The organism is Enterococcus sp. AZ109 (assembly GCF_051714625.1).
Lineage (GTDB): Bacteria > Bacillota > Bacilli > Lactobacillales > Enterococcaceae > Enterococcus_A.
In genome coordinates, this window is sequence record NZ_JBIOSF010000002.1 from 335,554 (window position 1) to 355,459 (window position 19,906).

The 19,906-nt window shown below is 35.7% G+C and carries 19 protein-coding genes; all 19 read right to left on the bottom strand.

Annotated features, from left to right (window positions below; genetic code table 11):
- Positions 1-141: 141 nt before the first annotated feature.
- Positions 142-1,077, bottom strand: a complete 936-nt coding sequence (locus IGI42_RS18200) for an LCP family glycopolymer transferase (protein WP_438717406.1) — start codon at positions 1,075-1,077, stop codon at positions 142-144.
- A gap of 38 nt (positions 1,078-1,115) precedes the next feature.
- On the bottom strand, positions 1,116-2,288 hold the full coding sequence (locus IGI42_RS18205; protein WP_438717407.1) for a nucleotide sugar dehydrogenase: 1,173 nt from the start codon (positions 2,286-2,288) through the stop codon (positions 1,116-1,118).
- Between the two features lie 30 nt (positions 2,289-2,318).
- On the bottom strand, positions 2,319-3,302 hold the full coding sequence (locus IGI42_RS18210) for a peptidoglycan bridge formation glycyltransferase FemA/FemB family protein (RefSeq protein WP_438717408.1): 984 nt from the start codon (positions 3,300-3,302) through the stop codon (positions 2,319-2,321).
- Between the two features lie 11 nt (positions 3,303-3,313).
- A complete protein-coding gene (locus IGI42_RS18215) occupies positions 3,314-3,742 on the bottom strand; it encodes a GNAT family N-acetyltransferase (RefSeq protein WP_438717409.1) in 429 nt (142 codons plus the stop codon).
- A gap of 25 nt (positions 3,743-3,767) precedes the next feature.
- Positions 3,768-4,763, bottom strand: coding sequence for a GNAT family N-acetyltransferase (locus tag IGI42_RS18220; protein ID WP_438717410.1), 996 nt, complete (start codon positions 4,761-4,763; stop codon positions 3,768-3,770).
- Between the two features lie 30 nt (positions 4,764-4,793).
- Positions 4,794-5,747, bottom strand: a complete 954-nt coding sequence (locus tag IGI42_RS18225) for a hypothetical protein (protein WP_438717412.1) — start codon at positions 5,745-5,747, stop codon at positions 4,794-4,796.
- Positions 5,748-5,770: 23 nt separating this feature from the next.
- Complete coding sequence (locus IGI42_RS18230; protein WP_438717414.1) at positions 5,771-7,249, bottom strand: lipopolysaccharide biosynthesis protein; 1,479 nt, start codon at positions 7,247-7,249, stop codon at positions 5,771-5,773.
- Positions 7,250-7,274: 25 nt separating this feature from the next.
- Entirely contained in the window at positions 7,275-8,429 is a 1,155-nt protein-coding gene (locus IGI42_RS18235) for a DegT/DnrJ/EryC1/StrS family aminotransferase (protein WP_438717415.1), read from the bottom strand.
- Positions 8,430-8,445: 16 nt separating this feature from the next.
- On the bottom strand, positions 8,446-9,477 hold the full coding sequence (locus tag IGI42_RS18240) for a glycosyltransferase family 2 protein (protein WP_438717416.1): 1,032 nt from the start codon (positions 9,475-9,477) through the stop codon (positions 8,446-8,448).
- Positions 9,478-9,490: 13 nt separating this feature from the next.
- Positions 9,491-10,243 (bottom strand): tyrosine-protein phosphatase, encoded by a 753-nt coding sequence (locus IGI42_RS18245; RefSeq protein ID WP_438717417.1) that lies wholly within the window; start codon positions 10,241-10,243, stop codon positions 9,491-9,493.
- A gap of 12 nt (positions 10,244-10,255) precedes the next feature.
- Entirely contained in the window at positions 10,256-11,251 is a 996-nt protein-coding gene (locus IGI42_RS18250) for a glycosyltransferase family 2 protein (RefSeq protein ID WP_438717418.1), read from the bottom strand.
- A 62-nt stretch (positions 11,252-11,313) separates the two neighbouring features.
- Positions 11,314-11,529 carry a hypothetical protein gene (locus IGI42_RS18255; RefSeq protein WP_438717419.1) on the bottom strand — a complete coding sequence of 72 codons (216 nt, stop codon included), beginning with the start codon at positions 11,527-11,529 and terminating at the stop codon, positions 11,314-11,316.
- A gap of 17 nt (positions 11,530-11,546) precedes the next feature.
- The gene (locus IGI42_RS18260) at positions 11,547-12,944 is read right to left on the bottom strand and encodes a hypothetical protein (RefSeq protein WP_438717421.1); all 1,398 of its coding nucleotides are present in this window, start codon (positions 12,942-12,944) and stop codon (positions 11,547-11,549) included.
- A 29-nt stretch (positions 12,945-12,973) separates the two neighbouring features.
- Positions 12,974-14,314, bottom strand: a complete 1,341-nt coding sequence (locus IGI42_RS18265; RefSeq protein ID WP_438717422.1) for a CpsD/CapB family tyrosine-protein kinase — start codon at positions 14,312-14,314, stop codon at positions 12,974-12,976.
- 1 nt (position 14,315) lies between these two features.
- A complete protein-coding gene (locus IGI42_RS18270; RefSeq protein WP_438717423.1) occupies positions 14,316-15,224 on the bottom strand; it encodes a hypothetical protein in 909 nt (302 codons plus the stop codon).
- A 38-nt stretch (positions 15,225-15,262) separates the two neighbouring features.
- Positions 15,263-16,168: a glycosyltransferase gene (locus IGI42_RS18275; RefSeq protein ID WP_438717424.1), complete on the bottom strand. Its 906-nt coding sequence runs from the start codon at positions 16,166-16,168 to the stop codon at positions 15,263-15,265.
- Positions 16,155-17,498 carry an O-antigen ligase family protein gene (locus IGI42_RS18280; protein ID WP_438717425.1) on the bottom strand — a complete coding sequence of 448 codons (1,344 nt, stop codon included), beginning with the start codon at positions 17,496-17,498 and terminating at the stop codon, positions 16,155-16,157. The genes IGI42_RS18275 and IGI42_RS18280 overlap by 14 nt, the downstream gene beginning before the upstream one ends.
- 69 nt (positions 17,499-17,567) lie before the next feature.
- A complete protein-coding gene (locus IGI42_RS18285; RefSeq protein WP_438717426.1) occupies positions 17,568-18,584 on the bottom strand; it encodes a glycosyltransferase family 2 protein in 1,017 nt (338 codons plus the stop codon).
- 10 nt (positions 18,585-18,594) lie between these two features.
- Positions 18,595-19,896: a hypothetical protein gene (locus tag IGI42_RS18290; RefSeq protein WP_438717427.1), complete on the bottom strand. Its 1,302-nt coding sequence runs from the start codon at positions 19,894-19,896 to the stop codon at positions 18,595-18,597.
- Positions 19,897-19,906: the final 10 nt, after the last annotated feature.

Here is a 19,906-nt window from a genome sequence, read left to right on the forward strand (position 1 = left end):
CCGTAATCCAATCAATAATAGATATTAAGCGAACTGATATTAGCTAAAAGCTGAATAACCAATCTTCACAAACTATTTTACTCTTCCTAATCTGCCTCTCAAGTTTACCAATGATTATGAGAGATTCAACCTAAGGAATCATTAGTTTAACTGGCTTTTTACCAAGGTTTGGATTCGCGCTAATTCTTCTGGCGGAACCTGCTGATAAGAGATATTGTCCTGCATATATTCTTCACCATGTACCTGTTCCAATTTTATATTTCCAAGAGTTGTTCTATATTTTCTTACAAGTACCCCTACTTCATCAAATGTGATGTCGGTACTCATATTCTGTTCTAGACTACTTAGTATTTCTTGATAGCTCGCTAAGCCATCAAGACTTAAGCCCTGCTTAGCCAAACCTTTAATTAATTGTCGTTGCCTAGATTGTCGACCGTAATCACCATCTGGATCATCATACCGCATGCGCACATATTGTAACGCTTGAACACCACCTAGTTGTTGTCGCCCCACAGGAAATTCTGTTTCATCATAGGTGAATGAGAATTGATTATCTACCCATATCCCACCTACGGCATCTACCAATTGTTCAATTCCTTCCATATTAATAGTCGCATAATAATTAATCGGGATATCTAACAATTTTTCAACTGTAGCAATGGACATTGAAACACCACCAAATGCATAAGCATGATTAATCTTATCCATTTCTCCATACCCAACAATTTCTGTATAGGTATCTCTTGGCACGCTAACCAACGTTGTCTGCTCTTCTTTCGGATTAACAACGGCAACAATTAATGTATCCGATCGTCCTTGTTCCGTTCGACCTAAAGCACCAGTGTCTACACCCAGTAGTAGCACACTAAACGGCTCTAATTCATCCAATGATGCCTTTTTAATTCCATTTTCTCGTTCCACAGACTGATACATGTTGCCGGTTGTTGCTTTAACATCAGAAAAAACTCTATAGCAAAATACAATTAATCCCAAAATAACTGCCAACAAAGCAATAGACAATCCTATTAAAACTATCTTTAAGGGACTTCTTTCTTTTCGCTTCCCATCCTTCTTCATCTTTACATTCCGCCTTTTTTGTTCACTCGTCTTGAAATCTAATCATCTCGTCCAAAAATATCTCTTGTATAAACTTTATGCTTTACATTGGATAGCTCATTTTCCAAGCGATTTGCCACAATGACATCACACTGTTTTTTGAACCGTGCTAAATCGTTTTCGACACGATTATCAAAAAAGCGCTCCTCCGTTATTGTTGGCTCATAGATCACTACTGAAATCCCCTCAGCTCTAATTCGTTTAATAATCCCTTGAATCGAACTATGCCGAAAATTGTCAGAATCACTTTTCATTGTCAGTCGATAAATCCCCACCAATTTGGGTTTTTCAGCTATAATTTGTTGGGCAATAAAATCTTTTCTAACTCTATTCGCTTCAACAATTGCTCGTATTAATGTACTGGGAACATCTTTATAATTAGCAAGTAGCTGCTTCGTATCTTTAGGTAAGCAATAGCCACCATATCCAAAAGAAGGATTATTATAATGTGTACCGATTCGCCGATCCAAGCCGACACCTTCAATGATCTCACGAGTATTCAACTGTTTTATTTCTGCATAAGTATCCAGCTCGTTAAAATAAGCCACCCGCAAAGCTAAATAGGAATTTGCAAATAACTTGATTGCTTCCGCTTCGGTTGTGCCTGTTGTTAAAACAGGGATTTCTTTAGCCCAAGCATTTCTTTTAAATAATTCAGCTACTTCTTTTCCTCGAGAAGACTTCTCACCTACAATAATTCTTGAAGGATAGAGATTATCTTGCAACGCATGACCTTCACGCAAGAATTCTGGGGAGAAAATAATATTTTCAGTATTGAATTCTTTTTTTAGCGATTCAGTATAACCAACAGGAATGGTTGATTTGATAATAAAAGTTGCTTTAGGATTTATTTCCAAGACCATTTTAATTACTTGTTCAATGGACGAAGTATTAAAATAGTCTTTTTTTACATCGTAGTCGGTTGGCGTTGCGATAATTAGATAATCACCAAAAATAGCCGCTTGTTTAAACTCAGAAGTAAATTGAATCGCTAAATCCTTGCGTCCTAAAAACTCTTGAATTTGTTGATCTTCTATTGGAGACTGACCCTTTTTTAATTTTCTAATTTTCTCATCATCAATATCATAAGCGACTACTTCTTCCTTCTGCGCTAACAGTAGTCCATTAGCTAACCCTACATACCCTAATCCAAAGACAGATATTTTTGCCATTTTCTCGCTTCTTTCCATCAGTTTATTCAATTATTTTTGTTCTAGAAACTCCGTACTCGCTTTGTGGTAAGGAAAAATTTCCTGAACCTCTTCACTCTTTTTAGTAAACCCTCGTTTAAAAAGAAATAAAGAATCTTCTGGATCAGCGGTTCTCCCACCGCCTTCATTCACTCTCTCCACACCGATCTCATGAAAATAAGCGTACGCTTTTTGGCTGATTAAATCATTTGCATGATACTTGGCATAACTTACATCACGAGCAGATAAGAAAGAAAAAGCACATAAAGGCGTATACAGATATAGAATCGATTCAATTATTTGATCATCCAAATAGGCATTGAACATGACAAAGCGCTCATTAAATTCTTCAAACAGCGTTTGAAAAAATGCTGGTTCGAAGTAATAAATTTCGGGTGCTTGATTATGATCCATTGTTTGATAATACATCTCTAAAAAGCGATCGAGTTGCTCAATTCCCTCCCGGCGAATAACTACCCCTTTTTTCTTGGCTGTCTTAACACCTCTCCGTTTGTCTTTTCGACAGTAACTTTGTTCTAAAACGTCCTCCGGTGCTGTTTTAATAATGATCACATCTCGTGCTTTAGTGGTTTTCGTTTCTTCAAATAAAGGCAACTGGTTTTCCAACAACGGATGAAAGTTCTCCTCAATACGAAGGATTTGGTTTTCTTGACAATACTTCCTGAAAGCTGCGGAAAATTCTTCCCATAATTTTTCTATATCTTCGTTTGCATCAATTAATGCACCAGTATAGCCATAAACTGCACTTAAGTAGTATTTATTCTCCGAAAGTTCAGGAGAGTAAGCACTTAGCTTACGTTTATTCAGAGGATAAGCAATTCGACCTTCTTTACTTTCATAAACAAAAAGCAATGGCTGAAATGTTTCATCCCGGTGCTGGAACGCAGCAAAGTAACCCCATTCATGAGCAACATCCCAATGTAAAAAAGACTGCACTTCCTGATTCCAATTGTTTTTATCACTAATTACTCGCACTGGAAAACCTCTCACTCCGTTAATTTTTTGATCATCGTAATATTCGATGGTGTATAGCCGACTTTTTGATAAAATTTTTCTGCGTCATTTCCTGCATAACAGTTCAATGTCAAAAGTTTCACGCCATTTTCTAAAGCAAACTCTTCGATAAATTGCATTAACATATTAGCCAAATGTTGCCCACGGAATTCTTTTTTTGTTACCAAAGCATCAATTTGAATACTAGCTTCTTTCTTATTCCATTCGTTTTCTCTAGCTGGATACTGAGAAAACCAAATCATTGCAACAAATTCTTCATCGCTTTTGATACCATAAAAAAACTCATTATCAGAAGCTATTGCTTCTATTACCATCTGTTTTACGATGCCCTCTTGAAAAGGTTTAAAAAAATCTGGACGCAAGCTTTCATGCACACAATGAAGTTCTTGTAGAAATTCCACTATGATTGTTTCATTTTGTAAGGACTCAACTCTCACTAACGTTCACTTCTTTCTTCGGTTGAGGTATCAACCACGTTTCACCGACAAAAAATGGTGCTGGTTCTTCTTGGGTATATCTTAGCTTAGTTTTCAGCATCGAATCATCAATTGCTGTAGTTTCACCACCACCAGTAATTAAGTAAGGCATCCCAATTTTATTGAAATGATCCAAAAAATTGGCTGCACTGATATAGCCTAGATTGTATTGACGATAGTTTCGATCGTTGCCCATGACAAAACCTATACCGCTAGTTGGAGAATGCAAACAAATAGTTGCATTAATGACTTTTTCATCTTTGTAACAAAAGAAAAGAGTAAAAAGATCCCCTAGCTCGTCACTGAGTTTTTCAAAAAATTCCTTTTCAAAATAGAATATTTCTTCAGCTGTATTTCGATCCATCGTGTCATAATACAATTCAAGGAAGCCATCGATTTCTTCTATCCCAACTTTTACAAAGCGAAGCCCTTCTGCTTCCATCTTCCTTAAATAACGTCTGTTTTTTTTGTAGGTAATTTGATAAAGTGTTTCGTAATCCACAGTCGAACAAACTACTAATTTACGTTTTTCATAGACGTGACTTTCTGGGAAAAGTTTTATTTGGTTTTGATAGACTGGATGAAATCGTTCTTGAATAAGAGCAATCTTAGCCATTTCGCAATATTGTCGAAATTCTGATTGAAAAGACTCCCAGAGCGCTTGCTTTTCTGCGCCTTCATATAATGGTCCCACATGTCCATATATTGTATCTAAGTAATTCACTTCCCCGTCATAATCCCGATATTCATGATGTTGTGAAAGTTTTTTTACGCAAAATGGGTACGCTAATCGCCCTTTTTCATTCTCAAAAACAAATAGTTTCATCTCGAAAGAATAATCTCTCAATCGAAATGACTCGTGGTATCCCCAGAGATGAGAGACATCCCAAAATGGAAAGCTTTTTACTATTCCATCCCATTCGTTTTTTTCTGTAACAATTTTCACTATCTATCGTTCCTTTCATGCCTTGTCAGGCTATCTCAAAAATGGCTGAATTTTTTCACTTAAATACATCATGGTTTCTTCGTCATACCGTTGGTCACAAGGAAGCGGAATAATATTAGAAGCGAAGCGATAGTCTAAACTATTTTTTGCTTGCTGCTGAACAACGTTCGGCCACAACGTTGGAAGAAAAATGTTTTCTTTTACCAAATTTTTCCGGATATCTATAGCATTGTCTACTAATAATGGATAGGCAAACGCCCCCTCTACCTCTTGATAAGACAATAAATTTGACCCTTTGAACTGTTCACTTAATACTCTAAAATTTTGTGACCGTTGCTGTTTTATTTGCTTATAAGGGACTGCTTTAAGTAAGTTCATGGTTAGCTTAGACATTTTCCTAATTGGATTTTCGTCCAATAGTTCTTCGTTTTTTTGATAGGTTGTGTAATACTTGCTAGCATTTTCTTCATAGCGACCTAAAAGATGCTCCATTCGCTGATTCGAATGATCAACTGGCAATAGATTCGTCATTTTTTTATCCGTAAAAAGATATGCTCCATCTGGCACACCAAAAAATTTTCGACAAGTATAAAATGTGTCAACTCCTGTTACAGGTGGTTGAAAGAAAGCTTGGGTATTATCTACTAGAACATGAGGAAATCGCAATTGGTACTCTTTGATCGTTTGATTAGTCAATTGTCCATAGTAATTAACTAAATATAGGCAATCCTCTTCAGACAACTGTTTAGAAAAGATTGGTTGTAATTTATCATCAATTGAATAAAACTTAACTTCGATTCCCGCATTTACTAATACTTCTTCCACACAATCACAAAGAAAAGTGGGCAGATATATCCGAGAAATTTTTTTTACCTTCATTACATACATCAAACAACTACGGCCTTTATCTAAAGGAATTGCATTTGGATAGTAAGGTGTCCCATTTAACTCCTCTAACCCAAAATAACCACCAATTTCTTTCATATTTGCTCCTTTACGTGTTTAGATTAGCTCTTACCTGCCATCTTTGCTGCTGTTTTGAAGAAATTAATCATCTCTTTGCGATTGATTAAGAAGCTTGCACCAAGATACACAGAAATTCCTAGTATCATTTTTATCAATAAGCTCACAAGAGGATTTGTGTGCAGGAAGTAGCCGAGAATTGTGACTGCTACCAGCATCACAATTCCCGCAACAAATGACCTGGATAGGTCTTTCAATTGATCGAATAGAGTATAACCAATAATATCTCCAGTAAAATAGCCATTTACGTATAACGTGACAAAGTTCAGGAAAAAATCAAGTATTACTAAGGACATTACACTTCGGAAAACAAACAGGACAATCAAAGTAGCTGTAATCCCGATTACTTTTTTTATAATTTCTAAAAATAAAAAGCGATCGGTTCTTCCAACGATTTGCAGTAAATTCAGATTTAGTATATGGATGGGATAACATGAGGCCGTTAATGCCATAATTCTGAAATAAGGCACAGCAGTTAACCATTTTTCACCAAACATCAATAAAAAGATTTCCGTGCCTGTTCCTGATAGTCCAAAAGAGACTGGAACAGCAACAAAACAAACCATTGTCAAAATCCGTGTAAAAGCATTCGACAAGACTTGCTTGTCATCTTTGTAACGGCTTAATACCGGAAAGCTAACTTTTTGAACTGCGCTTGATAAAGAACGGGGAATAACATCCTGCATTTTTTGGGCATTAGAAAAATAACCTAAACTGGCAGGAGAAAAGTAGCGACCAATCAAAATAGAATTTAAATTATTAAATGCTGTATCCAGCATTGTGGAAGCAACCAACTTCCAACTGTAGTGGAACATCTTCTTAAAACTTTGGAGTTGGAACGTCCATTTAGGTAACCAGCGATTTGAAAAAATAGTCATTAAAGAGTTAAGCATTGTATTAATTACCTGTTGGAAAACCAAACTCCATACACCAAAACCTAAATAAGCACAAAAAATTGCCACAGCGCCTGAAATGCAAATTGAATAGGCAGTAATTAATGTTTGAACCTTAAAATTCAACTTAATCGTCAACTGAGTCCGCTGCACTAAGGCAAGTGCGTTTAAAATTAAACTCACACCTAATAAACGGAGCATAGATGATAAAATTGGCTGGCCATAAAACCTTGCGACAAATGGCGCACCTGTAAATAACAATCCATATACTATGATCGAAACAAACAGATTAAAGAAAAAGACCGTCGAGAATTCTTCTTCAGTGGGCGCTTTTTCGTGAAGCAACCATGTTTGAAAGCCTACATCAATGACAACATTTGACAGCGCAATAAAGATTGTTAACATGCCAATCAGCCCAAAATCTTCTGGCAATAATAAACGTGCCAAAACAATCTGGATAATAAAGGTTGCACCTTGTCGTCCCAACATCTCCAAACCTGACCAAAACATTCCTTTAGCCGTTTTACTTTGAATAGATGTATCTGATTTTTGGGGGTCCTTCTTTTTCACCCTTTTTTCTCCTTCATAACTCTTTTTAAATTGAATTATCGATCGTAATTTTATTACTTGATCCCGCTCGCATACTTTTGCCAAATTGTTTAATTAATTGACAAATTCGTTCAACATCTTGCAACGATAAATCAGCATACAATGGTAAAGTTAATACTCTTTTTGACATTTTTAAGGCCACGGGGGTCTGAAAAGGATCAAATTGGTTATGATAACAGTCAAAAGAACTGGTAATCGGATAAAAATACTTTCTCGGATGAATTCCCTGTTCATCTAAGAAATTTGCAAGCTGGTTTCGTGTTGCACCATAGTATTCTGGGTAAACAACAATCGGATAATAAGAAAAGTTGGATTGAACGTCCTCTTGAATCTTATTCAGAGTAATTCCCTCCACATCACCTAATAAATCATTGTATAGCTCAACAATTTTTTGGCGATGTTGAATGTTCTTTTGTAAATACTTCATATTACATAGACCCATAGCTGCTTGAAACTCATTCATTTTAGCATTTGCTCCCACACCATCGACTACTGTCTGACATTGGATACCAAAGTTTTTTAGCTGTTCTAATTTATAGCCAACTTTTTCATCTTTATAGCATGCGCAGCCGCCTTCAATCGTGTTAAATACTTTTGTTGCATGAAAACTATACATTGAAGCATCTCCGTATTTACTAATACTGTCTCCCTTGTAAGTTACCCCAAAAACGTGTGCCGCATCGTAAATCACTTTTAAATCGTACGCATCGGCAATTTTTTGTATTTTTTCAACCTCACAAACATTTCCATACACATGAACTGGTAATATTGCGGTTGTTTTATCAGTAATCAAAGCTTCTATTTTATCTGCGTCCATCGTAAAATCATCTGGCTTGATATCGCAAAAAACAGGGGTAAGATTGTTTCTCACAATAGCATGCGTGGTTGATGCAAAAGTATATGGTGTAGTAATTACCTCACCTGAAAGATTCATTGCTTGCACCAGCAACTCCAACGCAAGATGCCCATTTACAAACAACGAAAGTTGATCTGCCTGCAATAGTTTTTTTAACTCTTCTTCTAACATCAAGGATTTAATCCCGCTATTTGTCATCCAGTGAGTATCCCAGATATCCTTGATTTCTTCGACGTACTCTTCTAAACTAGGCATTGAGGCTCTAGTAACGTAGATATCCTTCAATATTTTTCCCCCATTTTTATTCAGCAATCATTTTTTTTCGCATGTGATTTAGTTTACGCATTATCTTATGTAATGTGGGACTAATTTTATACACCTTATAGCTTGCTTGGATATACTTCTCAAATTGATTTTTAGGTTTACGCTCGATAAATGCAGTTATTATCTTTTGGTGTTGCTCCATCAGTGCCTTTGCCTCTTGATGACTGTAGGAATTTGCAGTTAAAATAGCGATCAATATTTTCCCTTCCACAATAGAACGAAACCGAAAGTGGGATTCTTCATTAAAGATCTGTTCTGCTTGGATACTTCTCTTTAGGTATTCGATTCTTTGTACTTTAGAATGTTGCGCATAATTAGTACTCCAGCCTTCTGGCACGTTTACCCGATAAACAGACATCGTATCATTTAAAAATAGAATTGCTCCTTTTTGAATTGCCCATCTCAAGATGCAATCATCACCATTAAAATACCTTATTAATTTTGTTTCACTATTCATAAATTCTTTCATATAATCAGTTTTAAAAAAATAACTACCTGTTTGAAAAAGGTATTCTTGAAACATTAAATACTCTGAGCCGCTGATAATCATATCTTTAGTAAAAGCTTTTTTGGAAGGACGTGCTTGAGGAGCAGCCTGACCACTTTCATCGATAATTTCTACTCGATGAACACATATAGAGCAGAAGGTATTTCTTTGCATTGCTGTATATTGCTTCTGCAATTTATAACTATCCACCCAATAATCATCACCTTCTAAAAAGGCCATATACTCACCTTGACATAAAGGTAAAATAAATTGCTGATCAATGTTGACACCTTGTGAAACCTGATTTTCTTTTTGTAGTATTCCTTTTACTAGATCTGGATATTTCCCCATGTATTCGCGAATGATTTTTGGCGTATTATCTGTTGATGCATCATCATGAACGATTACTTCAAAATGGAATTTAGTCTTTTGAGTGACTACACTCTCCAAGGCTTGTCTGATATAGTTCTCATGATTATAAGTGGTAATACAAACAGATACCCTAATTACCTCATTTTTCATTTTAAAACCTTTCCTACCTCAACGGATTTTGAGGATTTATAATTAAAATTGGTTGATTAGCTAAAAGCAGCTTTGGATTAATAGTTAATAATAGATCCGCATAACCCGATGAATAATCACGTGTTAATAGTTGTTTAACAGAATTAAGATTCGGTCCTCTTCTATCGCTATGATGGCAATCACTTGCAATTAATTGAGCCAGCTGATGATCTAATAAAATATGGGCTGTCCTACGTACTTTTTCACCAAACTCGCCTAGAATACTGCCACTATTTATCTGCAAAATATAGCCGCGTTTATTCCATTCATAAGCTATCTCAGGATTGTGTATAATTAATTCATACCGTTCAGGGTGTGCAATAATCGGTTTCAATCGACATTCTTCAACTGACTTTAAAGCACCGAATGCGTAATCAGTTCCCGCATTAAAGGGGAATTCGATTAACAAATAATCCGTACTAGCTAGAGTCAGTAATTCATGGGTATACCAAGCTTCTTTTATCCTTCGGTTTGCCATTACTTCCATCCCTAAATGCAGTTTAAGATTCATATTCTGTAATTGAACAAATTCACAAACATAGTGGTAGGCTTCCAAAATCTGTTCTTTGTATAACAGTCCTGAGAACTCTCCTGTGTTTCCATGGGGAGTGAAAATTACTTCAGAAACGCCCATTGCTACTGATTTCTCTAACATCTCTAATGTTTCGCCAATCTCATTAGCGCCATCGTCAATTGCTGGCAACATGTGTGTATGAATATCAATCATTTTTTCACCTTCTTAAATAGTTGAAGTTGGCTGGGGATTCCCAATAACTTTTATTAGTAGTTTTAACAAAAGAATCTTCTCTTTCTCACGACGTGTTTCCCCCTGAGCAATCTTTGCAACCGCTGATAAATCCGGATTACTTAAGCATTTTTTTATCAGTTGACCCCTCTTTTTTAGTGAGTATTGGGATTGTTTACGAATATCCATTAGCTGAAGAATCACTTTCATCACTGTATCTTTACAATAATAAGGATGATGTTCGGAGGATGACTTGGTCAGGTGCATAATCATCTGACAAGCATTTAAAAGTGCGGCTTCCTTGTTCTCATTGAACTTTGAAACTAGCGAGTCAGGTCTCAAAAAATAATAGTGGTAAAAAGCTTGATCCAGTACCACGACTCGCTGTACTTTTTCTACCAACTTTAGGGAAAAAAGCAAATCTTCTACTATCCTTAATTCTTCGTCAAAACGTATCTGTTGTTCTATTAATAGTTCTCTGCGAATCAATTTATTCCAAGGAGCATTCATAAGAAACTTTTTATAGCAATCATAAAAGGAATCTTTCAAAAAATCCTCACGACTACCTGTAAAAGCAGGTACTACTTTACTTTCAATATATTGACTTTTCTCGTACAAATAAAAACCAAAAATAACTACATCTGGTGCTTGTCGATCAATGCAGCAAACTTCCACTAATTTTTCAACTGCTTCTTTGTCTAATTGATCATCACTATCCATGAATAAAAGATAATCTCCAGTACTCTTTTCAATCCCATAGTTTCTAGCTGCACTGGGCCCTTGATTTTTCTTTCGATAATAAAACACTCGATGGTCTTGATTAATCTTTTCCATAAGAGAATGGGGAGGCGTAGTTGTACTGCCATCATCAACAATGATGATTTCTAAGTTTTTATAGGTTTGACTGATTAAAGAGCTATAACACTCTTCAAAACAGTCAAAATTGTTATACGTTGGAATAATAATAGATACTATTTTTCTTTTGCTCATTTCATCCCTAGCCTTCTAACCTGCTAACCTTTTTTTATATTCGAGCTGGCAGCAATAACGAGTTATGCACCTTCTGCTGGTATATCTTCTACGGGTGGTTCCTCTACTGGTTCTTCTACTGGTTCCACAACCTCTTCTGCCGGTTCATTAGTCATACTCTCAATTGTAGCTTGAGCTTTTTCTACTTGATCATGTACTCGCTTTAACGCAAAGCCTGTAGCTAAGGATAGTCCGATAAATAGGCAAAGCAGCGAATAAAATACCTTTTTGTTTTTCATGTCCCACCCTGTCCTTTCTATAACTCTGGTAAGTTTTCGATTGTTTTATCTTGTATACTTGTGTAATATTTATCGTATTTTCCTTTGCCGTAAGCCCCGTAATAAAGACTGTCACGGTCCGCATAATTCATCATATATCCCAGCAACTTGTATCCATTGTTTTCAAGTACAGACAATCCATTTTGAACTTCGGTAATTTCAGTTGTTCCTTGTTTGACAATATAAATTGTTTTGTCTACTGCTTGAGCAAATGGCGGTAAATAATTTGTTTTTTCTAAAGAGCAAGCGTCGATCAAAATACAGTCGCTTCTTTTCTTCAAAAAGTTAATTAATTCGTGGATATCATTTTTTCCCGTTATGCTTTCTCGACAGACTTCCTCAAATTCGTTTAAGTTGACTGTTAAATAATTTATTCGATCCTCTTTAGTGATAAATGTGTCAAGAACTGCCGGTCTTTTTAAAATCTGTTTGATCATATTTTTGTTTGATGAATCTTCAACTATTTGGAAAATCAAAGGTCGTTGTCCAATATTCGTTAGATGTTTAGCAATCTCACCGACTATCGTTGTTACGCCTTCCTTAGGCTTTGCAGATACAAACATCAATGTATCATCTTTTTGGATTTTCAATTTTAAAGTCGAAGCTTTGATTTCTTGATCAAAAATATCTTGTAAGATAATTTGTTCACGATAATTTTTTTTGCGTTCTACTTTTCCTTGAGTCAATTTAGGCAATACAGCATAATTTTTTAAATTGGTGATACGTGAGATGGAGCTTGTAGATTGGACTGTTTTGAACCTAAAAATAAATCTCAAAAGAAACAAGCTGTTTAATACAATACCTACAATAAAACCGACCAAAGCAAATAGTAAGAATCGCTCATTGTCTTCCACTAAATTCAAGTGTTGAGAATCTTCAATCTCAGTTAATGTTACATTTCCTAAATCTTTTGATGCAAACTCAGGATAGCGAGCCGTCAGCACATTCAGAACGTTTTCTGCAATTTCAGGATCTGTTGAGCGAGCATACATGCGTATCATATTTACGGAATTTAAAATTTCTACATTGACTTCAAAAGAGTCTTGATCTGATAATTGTAAATCTTCCCGAATTACATCACTGAGTTGACTGTTCATCAATTCTGGAAAACTACCAGTTAAAAAAGCTGTCGCTAGATTATCTTGAGCTGTTCCTCCAGTTATGGTTACCGTATAGATAGTTTGTTTTTCATAGACTGGTTGATGGCTGTAAGTCCACAGTAATACTGCTGTTAAAGTTGTTGACAACAACACTAATAACATTGAAAGTCCATATCGTTTAAATCCTAAGACTAACCGATTGATTGTATCTCTAATTTGGATCGTAATGGTGTCATCAGTTAGACTGCTATCATAATTATTTGATTGTTCGCGCATTTTTCATCCCCATTATCCTCATTCTGTATTTATTCCTTTGTAGGAACACTATTTAAAATAAAGCCAATCATTGAAATTTCAGACGTCTCAAAATCATCAATAACTTTATTCACAAGATCTGCTCTGGTTTCGCCCTGTTTGACGACTAGCATAACTTCTTCTGCTAGAGAAGCTTTGAGATAAGTTTCTTTGACAATCCCAATTGGTGATGTATCGAGAATAATATAGTCATACTCACTTTTCAGTGAATTTAGTAACTCTTCTAGTCGATCCATTATTGACTGTTCTTCATGAGAAACAACTACTGATCCAAAGATGTAATCAATGTCTAATTCCTCATGATGTTGAATATAATTTTTGAAGTACGCCGCATTGGTTTTGGTCCCTCCACTTAATACTTTACTTATTTCATAGGTGGGACTCAATTCTACTTTGGCATATCTCATTAAGTTAGGATGCCTGAGGTCTAAATCTAATAGAAGGACTTTTCGATTTAGCTTCCTCAAAGTCACAGCTACATTTAAGGCAACAGTACTCTTTCCTTCACTAGGCTCCAAGCTGCTGATCATCAATACTTTGTTGCCAGCTCGTTTCATCAAGTAATCAATATTTATTGCTACCTTACGATAATCATTCACAATTGCTGGAATAGTGGAAGCTTGCGTAATTAATAACGTCTCATCTTTATTCTTTTTCTGATACGCAATACTTCCTAAATAATGTCCCTTAATTAAGCGTTTAGCTTGTTCGACCGTATAGACTTTTGTGCTGAACATATAGCTAAGTCCCGCTATTAGTGTTCCCAAAAAAAGAACGACACCGCCAGTTGCAGCAGACAACAAGATAGAATTATTGGATTTCTCGACAATTTGTTTAGCCTGTGGCGCTGAAAAAGTATCTAAAGAATAAATATCTTCCGTGTAATTAAACACTTTTTTGTAGTTGTTAATCGCCGCTTTTGATATTGCGAATGCTTGTTTCGGACTGTTGCTTTCACCTTCGAAAAAAATCAAATTGGATTGATCTTCTGAAATGATATTTAGTACATCACCCGATTGTTCTGGTTCTTCTAGACTATCCCAAACAATTTGGCGAAAGACTTCGCTGTCAAGTAGTCCATAGAACTTGTCGGCAGCCTGTACGAAATTATTTTCGTTAAATGCTGAACCAATTTCACCCTTTGGAATGATCGCAACACTACCTCTGACTGTATATTTACTTGGCATGTATTCATTAATTAAAATAAAAGCCCAAGCAGAAGAAATCACAGTTAAACTAATAATCACTCCAGCTGATTTTTTAATTGATTTCAACATGCTAGACAAATTAATGCCTTGTTTCTTGTTGATTTCTAAATTGTGTTGTCCCATCTTATTGTCCTCTTTCTACACAAACATATAGGGTTGTGGATCCCGTTAGATTTGTTGTGGGGGATTGATATTGATAAACAACTTGGTATATACCTGGAACACTTGGATCCACATTGGAAGAATAGGTAATAGACGAAGCTTCAATTGTTTCTACGCCTTCCGTTGGCTCTCCTTCACCTAAAGCTTCATCACTTGCACCATTGGCAACTCGCAATGTTTTACCGTCTTCAACAAATGTTAGATAGCTATTAGGTTCGATGGGTGTATTTAATGGTAGGTACACAACATAATCTGTTAATTTTATTCTTGGTCCTTCTTCTGTAACAGTAGATTTCACTTTTACAGTAACTGGTAGTTCGGACTGATCGCCTAAACTATTGGTGACTTTTAAGGTCACATTGTAGTTTCCGGGAATAATTTCAACATTTCCAATTCCTTCCCCTTCAACTCTCATAGAGGGTGTAATATCTCCATCTTTCAAGTCGCTGATTGTTACTAAATCACGTAATTCAAGCTCTAGATCACTGGTAACTTCCAGTGGTTTTTTGATTGAAAAACGAGGAGGATGATAGTCTTCATAAACAAGTTTCCGTGTGGCTTCTGCCACGTTTAATTGTTCATCCATTGCAACATAGGACACATCAAACATGTTTGCTTGTTCGTCTGCTCCCTTAGATATTTTATCGACAAAAACACTATTACTGATGTCCCCTTCATTATTATCCTTTGCTACAACATCCTTTAAAAGATCATGATCCGTGCTATTTACATTTAAATGAAGTGACTCTTCTGGAACTGTAATAACCGGAGCAACTGTGTCCACATCTTTTCCCGCATTATAGAGATACACTCCTAAAACACCTAACGAAACTACACATGCCAAATAAATAACAAATTTAACTATTTTCATTTTCTCCTCCTGTAACTTTAAACCTTTTAAGATTTCCTTTAATTTTTTTGTAGTCCTAAATATAACTCGACCAACCAACCTCTTTTTTTGTGATAGGTTGACAGTCCTTTAAACAAGAGTAGAAGTGCTGAACGTAAATTACCATTTTGTACTACTTCCTGGCGATGTTTCACCATCGCTTGATTTATTTGAATCAGCGCTGTGTTTTTATCGGCGTAAGGACTTGTTTCTATAAAACGAATCATATACTTGAAACTTTTATCTAAATTGATTAGATACTCCATTCTTTTTTCAACAGTATGCATTTTTTTACCTGAGGTATTATTTTCGTGAAATCTTCGAAAAATGGATGGATAGTTCACCGTATATCCAGTACCTTCACACATTGAAAGCTTCCAAACAATCTCATCTTGAGCCCATTGGTCGTACCAAAAAGGTAATATCTTATCTACAAATGAATGTTGAATAGCCATCGTACAACCCACAGAACGTAAATACATATTTCTTTGGGTGAAGTTGATCTTTTCTATTTGGTACTCTTCGACTGATTTTTTTTCTTGGAGACTTTCTTGAGGTGGTTCTCCTTGAAAAGGAATAAATTCAGCTGCCAAAAGTTCTATCTCCGGATTCATTGCCATCATTTTAGTCATTAATTCAATTTTTTCGCCTCTCCATATGTCATCTTGATCCGCAAAAAAAATAATATCACCGGTAGCTTGAGCTACAGCATTTCTAAAGTTGTTGCAATAACCCAGATTCTTCTGGTTACATTTTATTTTCCATCGACTTTCCAACTGATTCTTTCGGATAAACTCACTGATCATCCGAAAGGTTCCATCGCTTGAGCAATCATCGAAAATCAATACTTCATCTGGTTGCAACGTTTGTCTCATAATTGACTCTAATTGAGGAACAATTACTTTTTCACCATTAAAAGTGGCCATAATTATTGATACTCTCATAATTGCTATCTTTCTCTCTTTCTGTATGTTCAAATAAATGGTAGGCAACCGCAAAAATGAAAAAAACATAATCTAGCGTGCCAAGAGCGTCCACCCAATAAAGGTTCAAAAAGTAGCAACTACAAGAAATCAAGAAAGCGACTGCTAATCTAGAGCGCCTGAATACAGCTGTCTTAAGCATACTTATTAAAAAACTTAAATAGATGACTATTTGAACGATTAATCCCGGATAAGCCACTTTTATATATTGATTAATGTAATAATTATCAATCGAGTTTATGTGAAATCCTTCGTAGTACCAGTTAAATTGATAGCCATTGCCTTGCCCTAAAAATGGATTTAACCATGACACTGCTAAAATTTTAGGCAACCATTCACGATATTGAGAACTGTTTTTGTAAGTTAACATATCTTCGGTATCGAAATTTGAAGCCAAATTAGTGTTAAACGCTGCGTCGACAACTAAGCTAAATTTGCTCAATAATGATTGAACAGGTTCTGTATTAAAAAATAGAACGGTCAAGGAAATTACTATTCCGATGATTAAAGTCGAAAGAAACAGAACTTGACTTTTTCGCGTACTAAAAATAGCAACTAATGCAAGCGCTAAAAGTAAGATACCCATTGTTGAACGTGACCCAGTCATAATTGTATTTGTTAAAATTAATACCACCCCAAACGGACGATGAAACAAACTTAAGCCACTTTTTTCTTTGTAACAAATAATCGCAAGCATTAGAATTAGAAAGAGCCCATACCCTAGAGGATGATGTGCGGGTCCAAAGATACGATAAGAGCCACTTCGGATGTATTCTCCCGTAGTCAAACCCTTAATAAATTCAAATTTAGTAAATATAGAAAACTTGGTAACATATTCGAAAATCCCCATCAAGCAAAGAATGTAAGTAATCCTTACTAGAAGTTGATTAAACTTTTCGATTGGATAACCTGACTTAAATAGGTACAGTACGGTATAAAATATGGCAAGCTGATCAAATAGTGGATTTAATAAAGTATTTGGATTCATTCTTGCTAAAGCAGTTACAAAGAGGACTGCTACATACAGCAAAAATAAGACGTTATACCTTACGTTAGCAATTACTGTAAGAAATGTGTTTCGACGTTTACGATCTCGAAAAATGAGATACCAAATTACCAATAAGCATATTCTTTGTAAATTTAAAAATGAAACACCGATATAATCTGGTGCAAAAAAAATACATACAATCAATACACTTGTTAAGGTATATAAATTGATATTCACCATGCCATTGCTGAACAATCGGTTTTTTTGACTTACGACTCTATCCATAACTCCCCCTTGAAATATATCTAAATTGATCGACTTGATTGAAGATAAAATGATTATCTTGTATTGTAATTATTGTTCCTGTATTTTTGTCATTTTCCATTGGTACACCTTTCCTGAGAGAAAAGCGAAAAAAGGAATGGTCCAAGGATTACACATTTTTATATAATTATTCTGCAGCCCCGCTTTGAACTTCGGATTCTTACGATAATTAGGAAAATAGTCAGAAATTAGAGCAGTTATTCGTTGCATGTTTTCTTTTCTGGTTGCTTTATCTCCTAAACTACTCATTCTTCCTAAGCAACTGCAAAGTAAAATTTTTACACAAAAGTACTCTAACTCTAAAGAATATTTCTCCCAAAAATGATTGTTTTGATAATACTGGACAATTCCTTCAATAATTGTCAGCATGTCTCCAACCTTAGGATTTCCATGAATCGTCTGGGTAGAGTTATCCCGTGAGTAATGGGTCACATAGGCTGTATTTACAAATGCCGTTTTCTTAATCCAAGGTAGCAAGTTCATATAAAAAGCTGTATCTTCATAGATTAATCCTTCTGGGAAAAAAACTTGTGCTTGCTGGATTATTTTCCGACGGTATAGTTTATTCCATGGAGAAACCAAAGGATCGATAAAAAGATCTTCCAGCTTTTTTCTTTCATGAACCTTGCCATATTTACGCAAGGGGTATTCAACACCTTCAACGACTTTGCAAAATTTATAATCACATTCCACCATATCAGCTTGCGTATTCACGGCAGCTTCATACATTTGTTCAAACATTCCAACTGCCACCACATCATCTGAGTCAACAAATCCGATATAGTCTCCTTTAGCATGGACCAAGCCTAAGTTACGTGCATAGGCTTGGCCTTTATTGTCCTGATTAAACACGCGCATTTTTTCTGGAAAACGCTCCACAAATGTTTCAATCACTTGCTGAGAACCATCTGTTGATCCATCATTGATCAAAATAAGCTCTATTTCTTTCAATGTTTGCTGGACTAAGCTTGTCAAGCAAGCTTCTAAATAGCTGCATGTATTATAGATTGGTACAATAACACTAACCTTGATACCTGAGGTTTCCATAAAAGACTCCTTATTCATTAAATTCTTTATGTCGAATGAGTTCTTTGCCGTCATAAATTTTAATCCAGCTTTTTGCTTTTACTTCAAAGGTCAGGTCAATATTCATGTCTTCAAAATCAGCTTTTTCCTTTTTAGCCTCTTCTAGCGTTAATACACTAGGAACTTCAATAGTTGTGGTTTCTAAATCAGTTTCCACACGGATACTTCGTTTTTTGTCAGTTTCGTTCGTAGCTTGAAAGATAAATTTTCCCGTTTCCTTTCGAACAGAACTGACATATACCTTAGATTGCAGATCACTGTCTACAACTTTTTGTCCGGCCCAGCCATCAATATTTCCAGTTGATTCATTCGTATAAACGGGTCCCCATTCAGAATTATTACCAAACTTAATATTTTCAAACCGCAAATCTCTCATCTCATAGTCAGTGGGAACAAGGTATAAAGTAAATGCGCCACCATTTAATATCATGTTGCTGAAATTCATGTCGTATCCATTGGCCATATCCATTTTGATAATCATCGCTGAATTTTGTCCAAAGTGAGGGGCGACCCGCGGCATCTCGATTCTAACGTTATCCACAGTAATAGTATGAGCATCAGTATTGCCAAAACCAGCAATTTGAATGCCATCTGAATGATATTTTTCGGGATCGCCAAAACCATTATTGTAGATGTAACTGTCTTTAACTATTACATTAGGACCAATTTGCAAGGCATCGCCATAGGAATGATAAAATTTACAAGAATAAAACTCACTATTTGATGCACTAACTGGTGCTGTTAAAAAATCACAATTATTAAAGATCAATTTTTTTTGAATTTCTCCAGTTAAATTGATTCCTTGTGAAAAATAGCAGTTATTAAACTCGATCGTACCACCAGGATTAACCTCATTGTTATTTGCTAAATACAAAGGTAAATCGTCAAAAAACACATTATCGAAAACAACTTTTTCGCCATCAAAACTACTATCTTGCAGCCTCATCACATAATCTTCTTCACGTTTTTCGATATTTTCGTAGAATTCTGGAGTAACCATTGGCTTAGTTAGATCTGCGCCGGTATTAAAAGCATCTGGGATGACCTGCACATCCTCACCCCTGCTATCAAAATCAGAAATGATTGGCACTGCGTCTTTCACGGTAACATCCGTTCCATTAATTTCAATTTCCAGCTTGTCATATTGGCTCGTATCGGTCAAAGGATCATAGGAAATTGCCGGATCACTTGTCTGTAGCATAAAAAATGCAACAATTCCAATAATCACAATGGCACAAGCGCCTAAAATAATGCTAATTTTTTTCTTTGTCATTTAGTACTCC

Excerpts from the sequence above, each read along its gene's own strand:
- IGI42_RS18200 (WP_438717406.1), bottom strand. The coding sequence starts at position 1,077 with ATGAAGAAGGATGGGAAGCGAAAAGAAAGAAGTCCCTTAAAGATAGTT.
- IGI42_RS18205 (WP_438717407.1), bottom strand. The coding sequence starts at position 2,288 with ATGGCAAAAATATCTGTCTTTGGATTAGGGTATGTAGGGTTAGCTAAT.
- IGI42_RS18225 (WP_438717412.1), bottom strand. The coding sequence starts at position 5,747 with ATGAAAGAAATTGGTGGTTATTTTGGGTTAGAGGAGTTAAATGGGACA.
- IGI42_RS18240 (WP_438717416.1), bottom strand. The coding sequence starts at position 9,477 with ATGAAAAATGAGGTAATTAGGGTATCTGTTTGTATTACCACTTATAAT.
- IGI42_RS18245 (WP_438717417.1), bottom strand. The coding sequence starts at position 10,243 with ATGATTGATATTCATACACACATGTTGCCAGCAATTGACGATGGCGCT.
- IGI42_RS18250 (WP_438717418.1), bottom strand. The coding sequence starts at position 11,251 with ATGAGCAAAAGAAAAATAGTATCTATTATTATTCCAACGTATAACAAT.
- IGI42_RS18255 (WP_438717419.1), bottom strand. The coding sequence starts at position 11,529 with ATGAAAAACAAAAAGGTATTTTATTCGCTGCTTTGCCTATTTATCGGA.
- IGI42_RS18260 (WP_438717421.1), bottom strand. The coding sequence starts at position 12,944 with ATGCGCGAACAATCAAATAATTATGATAGCAGTCTAACTGATGACACC.
- IGI42_RS18265 (WP_438717422.1), bottom strand. The coding sequence starts at position 14,314 with ATGGGACAACACAATTTAGAAATCAACAAGAAACAAGGCATTAATTTG.
- IGI42_RS18270 (WP_438717423.1), bottom strand. The coding sequence starts at position 15,224 with ATGAAAATAGTTAAATTTGTTATTTATTTGGCATGTGTAGTTTCGTTA.
- IGI42_RS18275 (WP_438717424.1), bottom strand. The coding sequence starts at position 16,168 with ATGGCCACTTTTAATGGTGAAAAAGTAATTGTTCCTCAATTAGAGTCA.
- IGI42_RS18280 (WP_438717425.1), bottom strand. The coding sequence starts at position 17,498 with ATGGATAGAGTCGTAAGTCAAAAAAACCGATTGTTCAGCAATGGCATG.
- IGI42_RS18285 (WP_438717426.1), bottom strand. The coding sequence starts at position 18,584 with ATGGAAACCTCAGGTATCAAGGTTAGTGTTATTGTACCAATCTATAAT.
- IGI42_RS18290 (WP_438717427.1), bottom strand. The coding sequence starts at position 19,896 with ATGACAAAGAAAAAAATTAGCATTATTTTAGGCGCTTGTGCCATTGTG.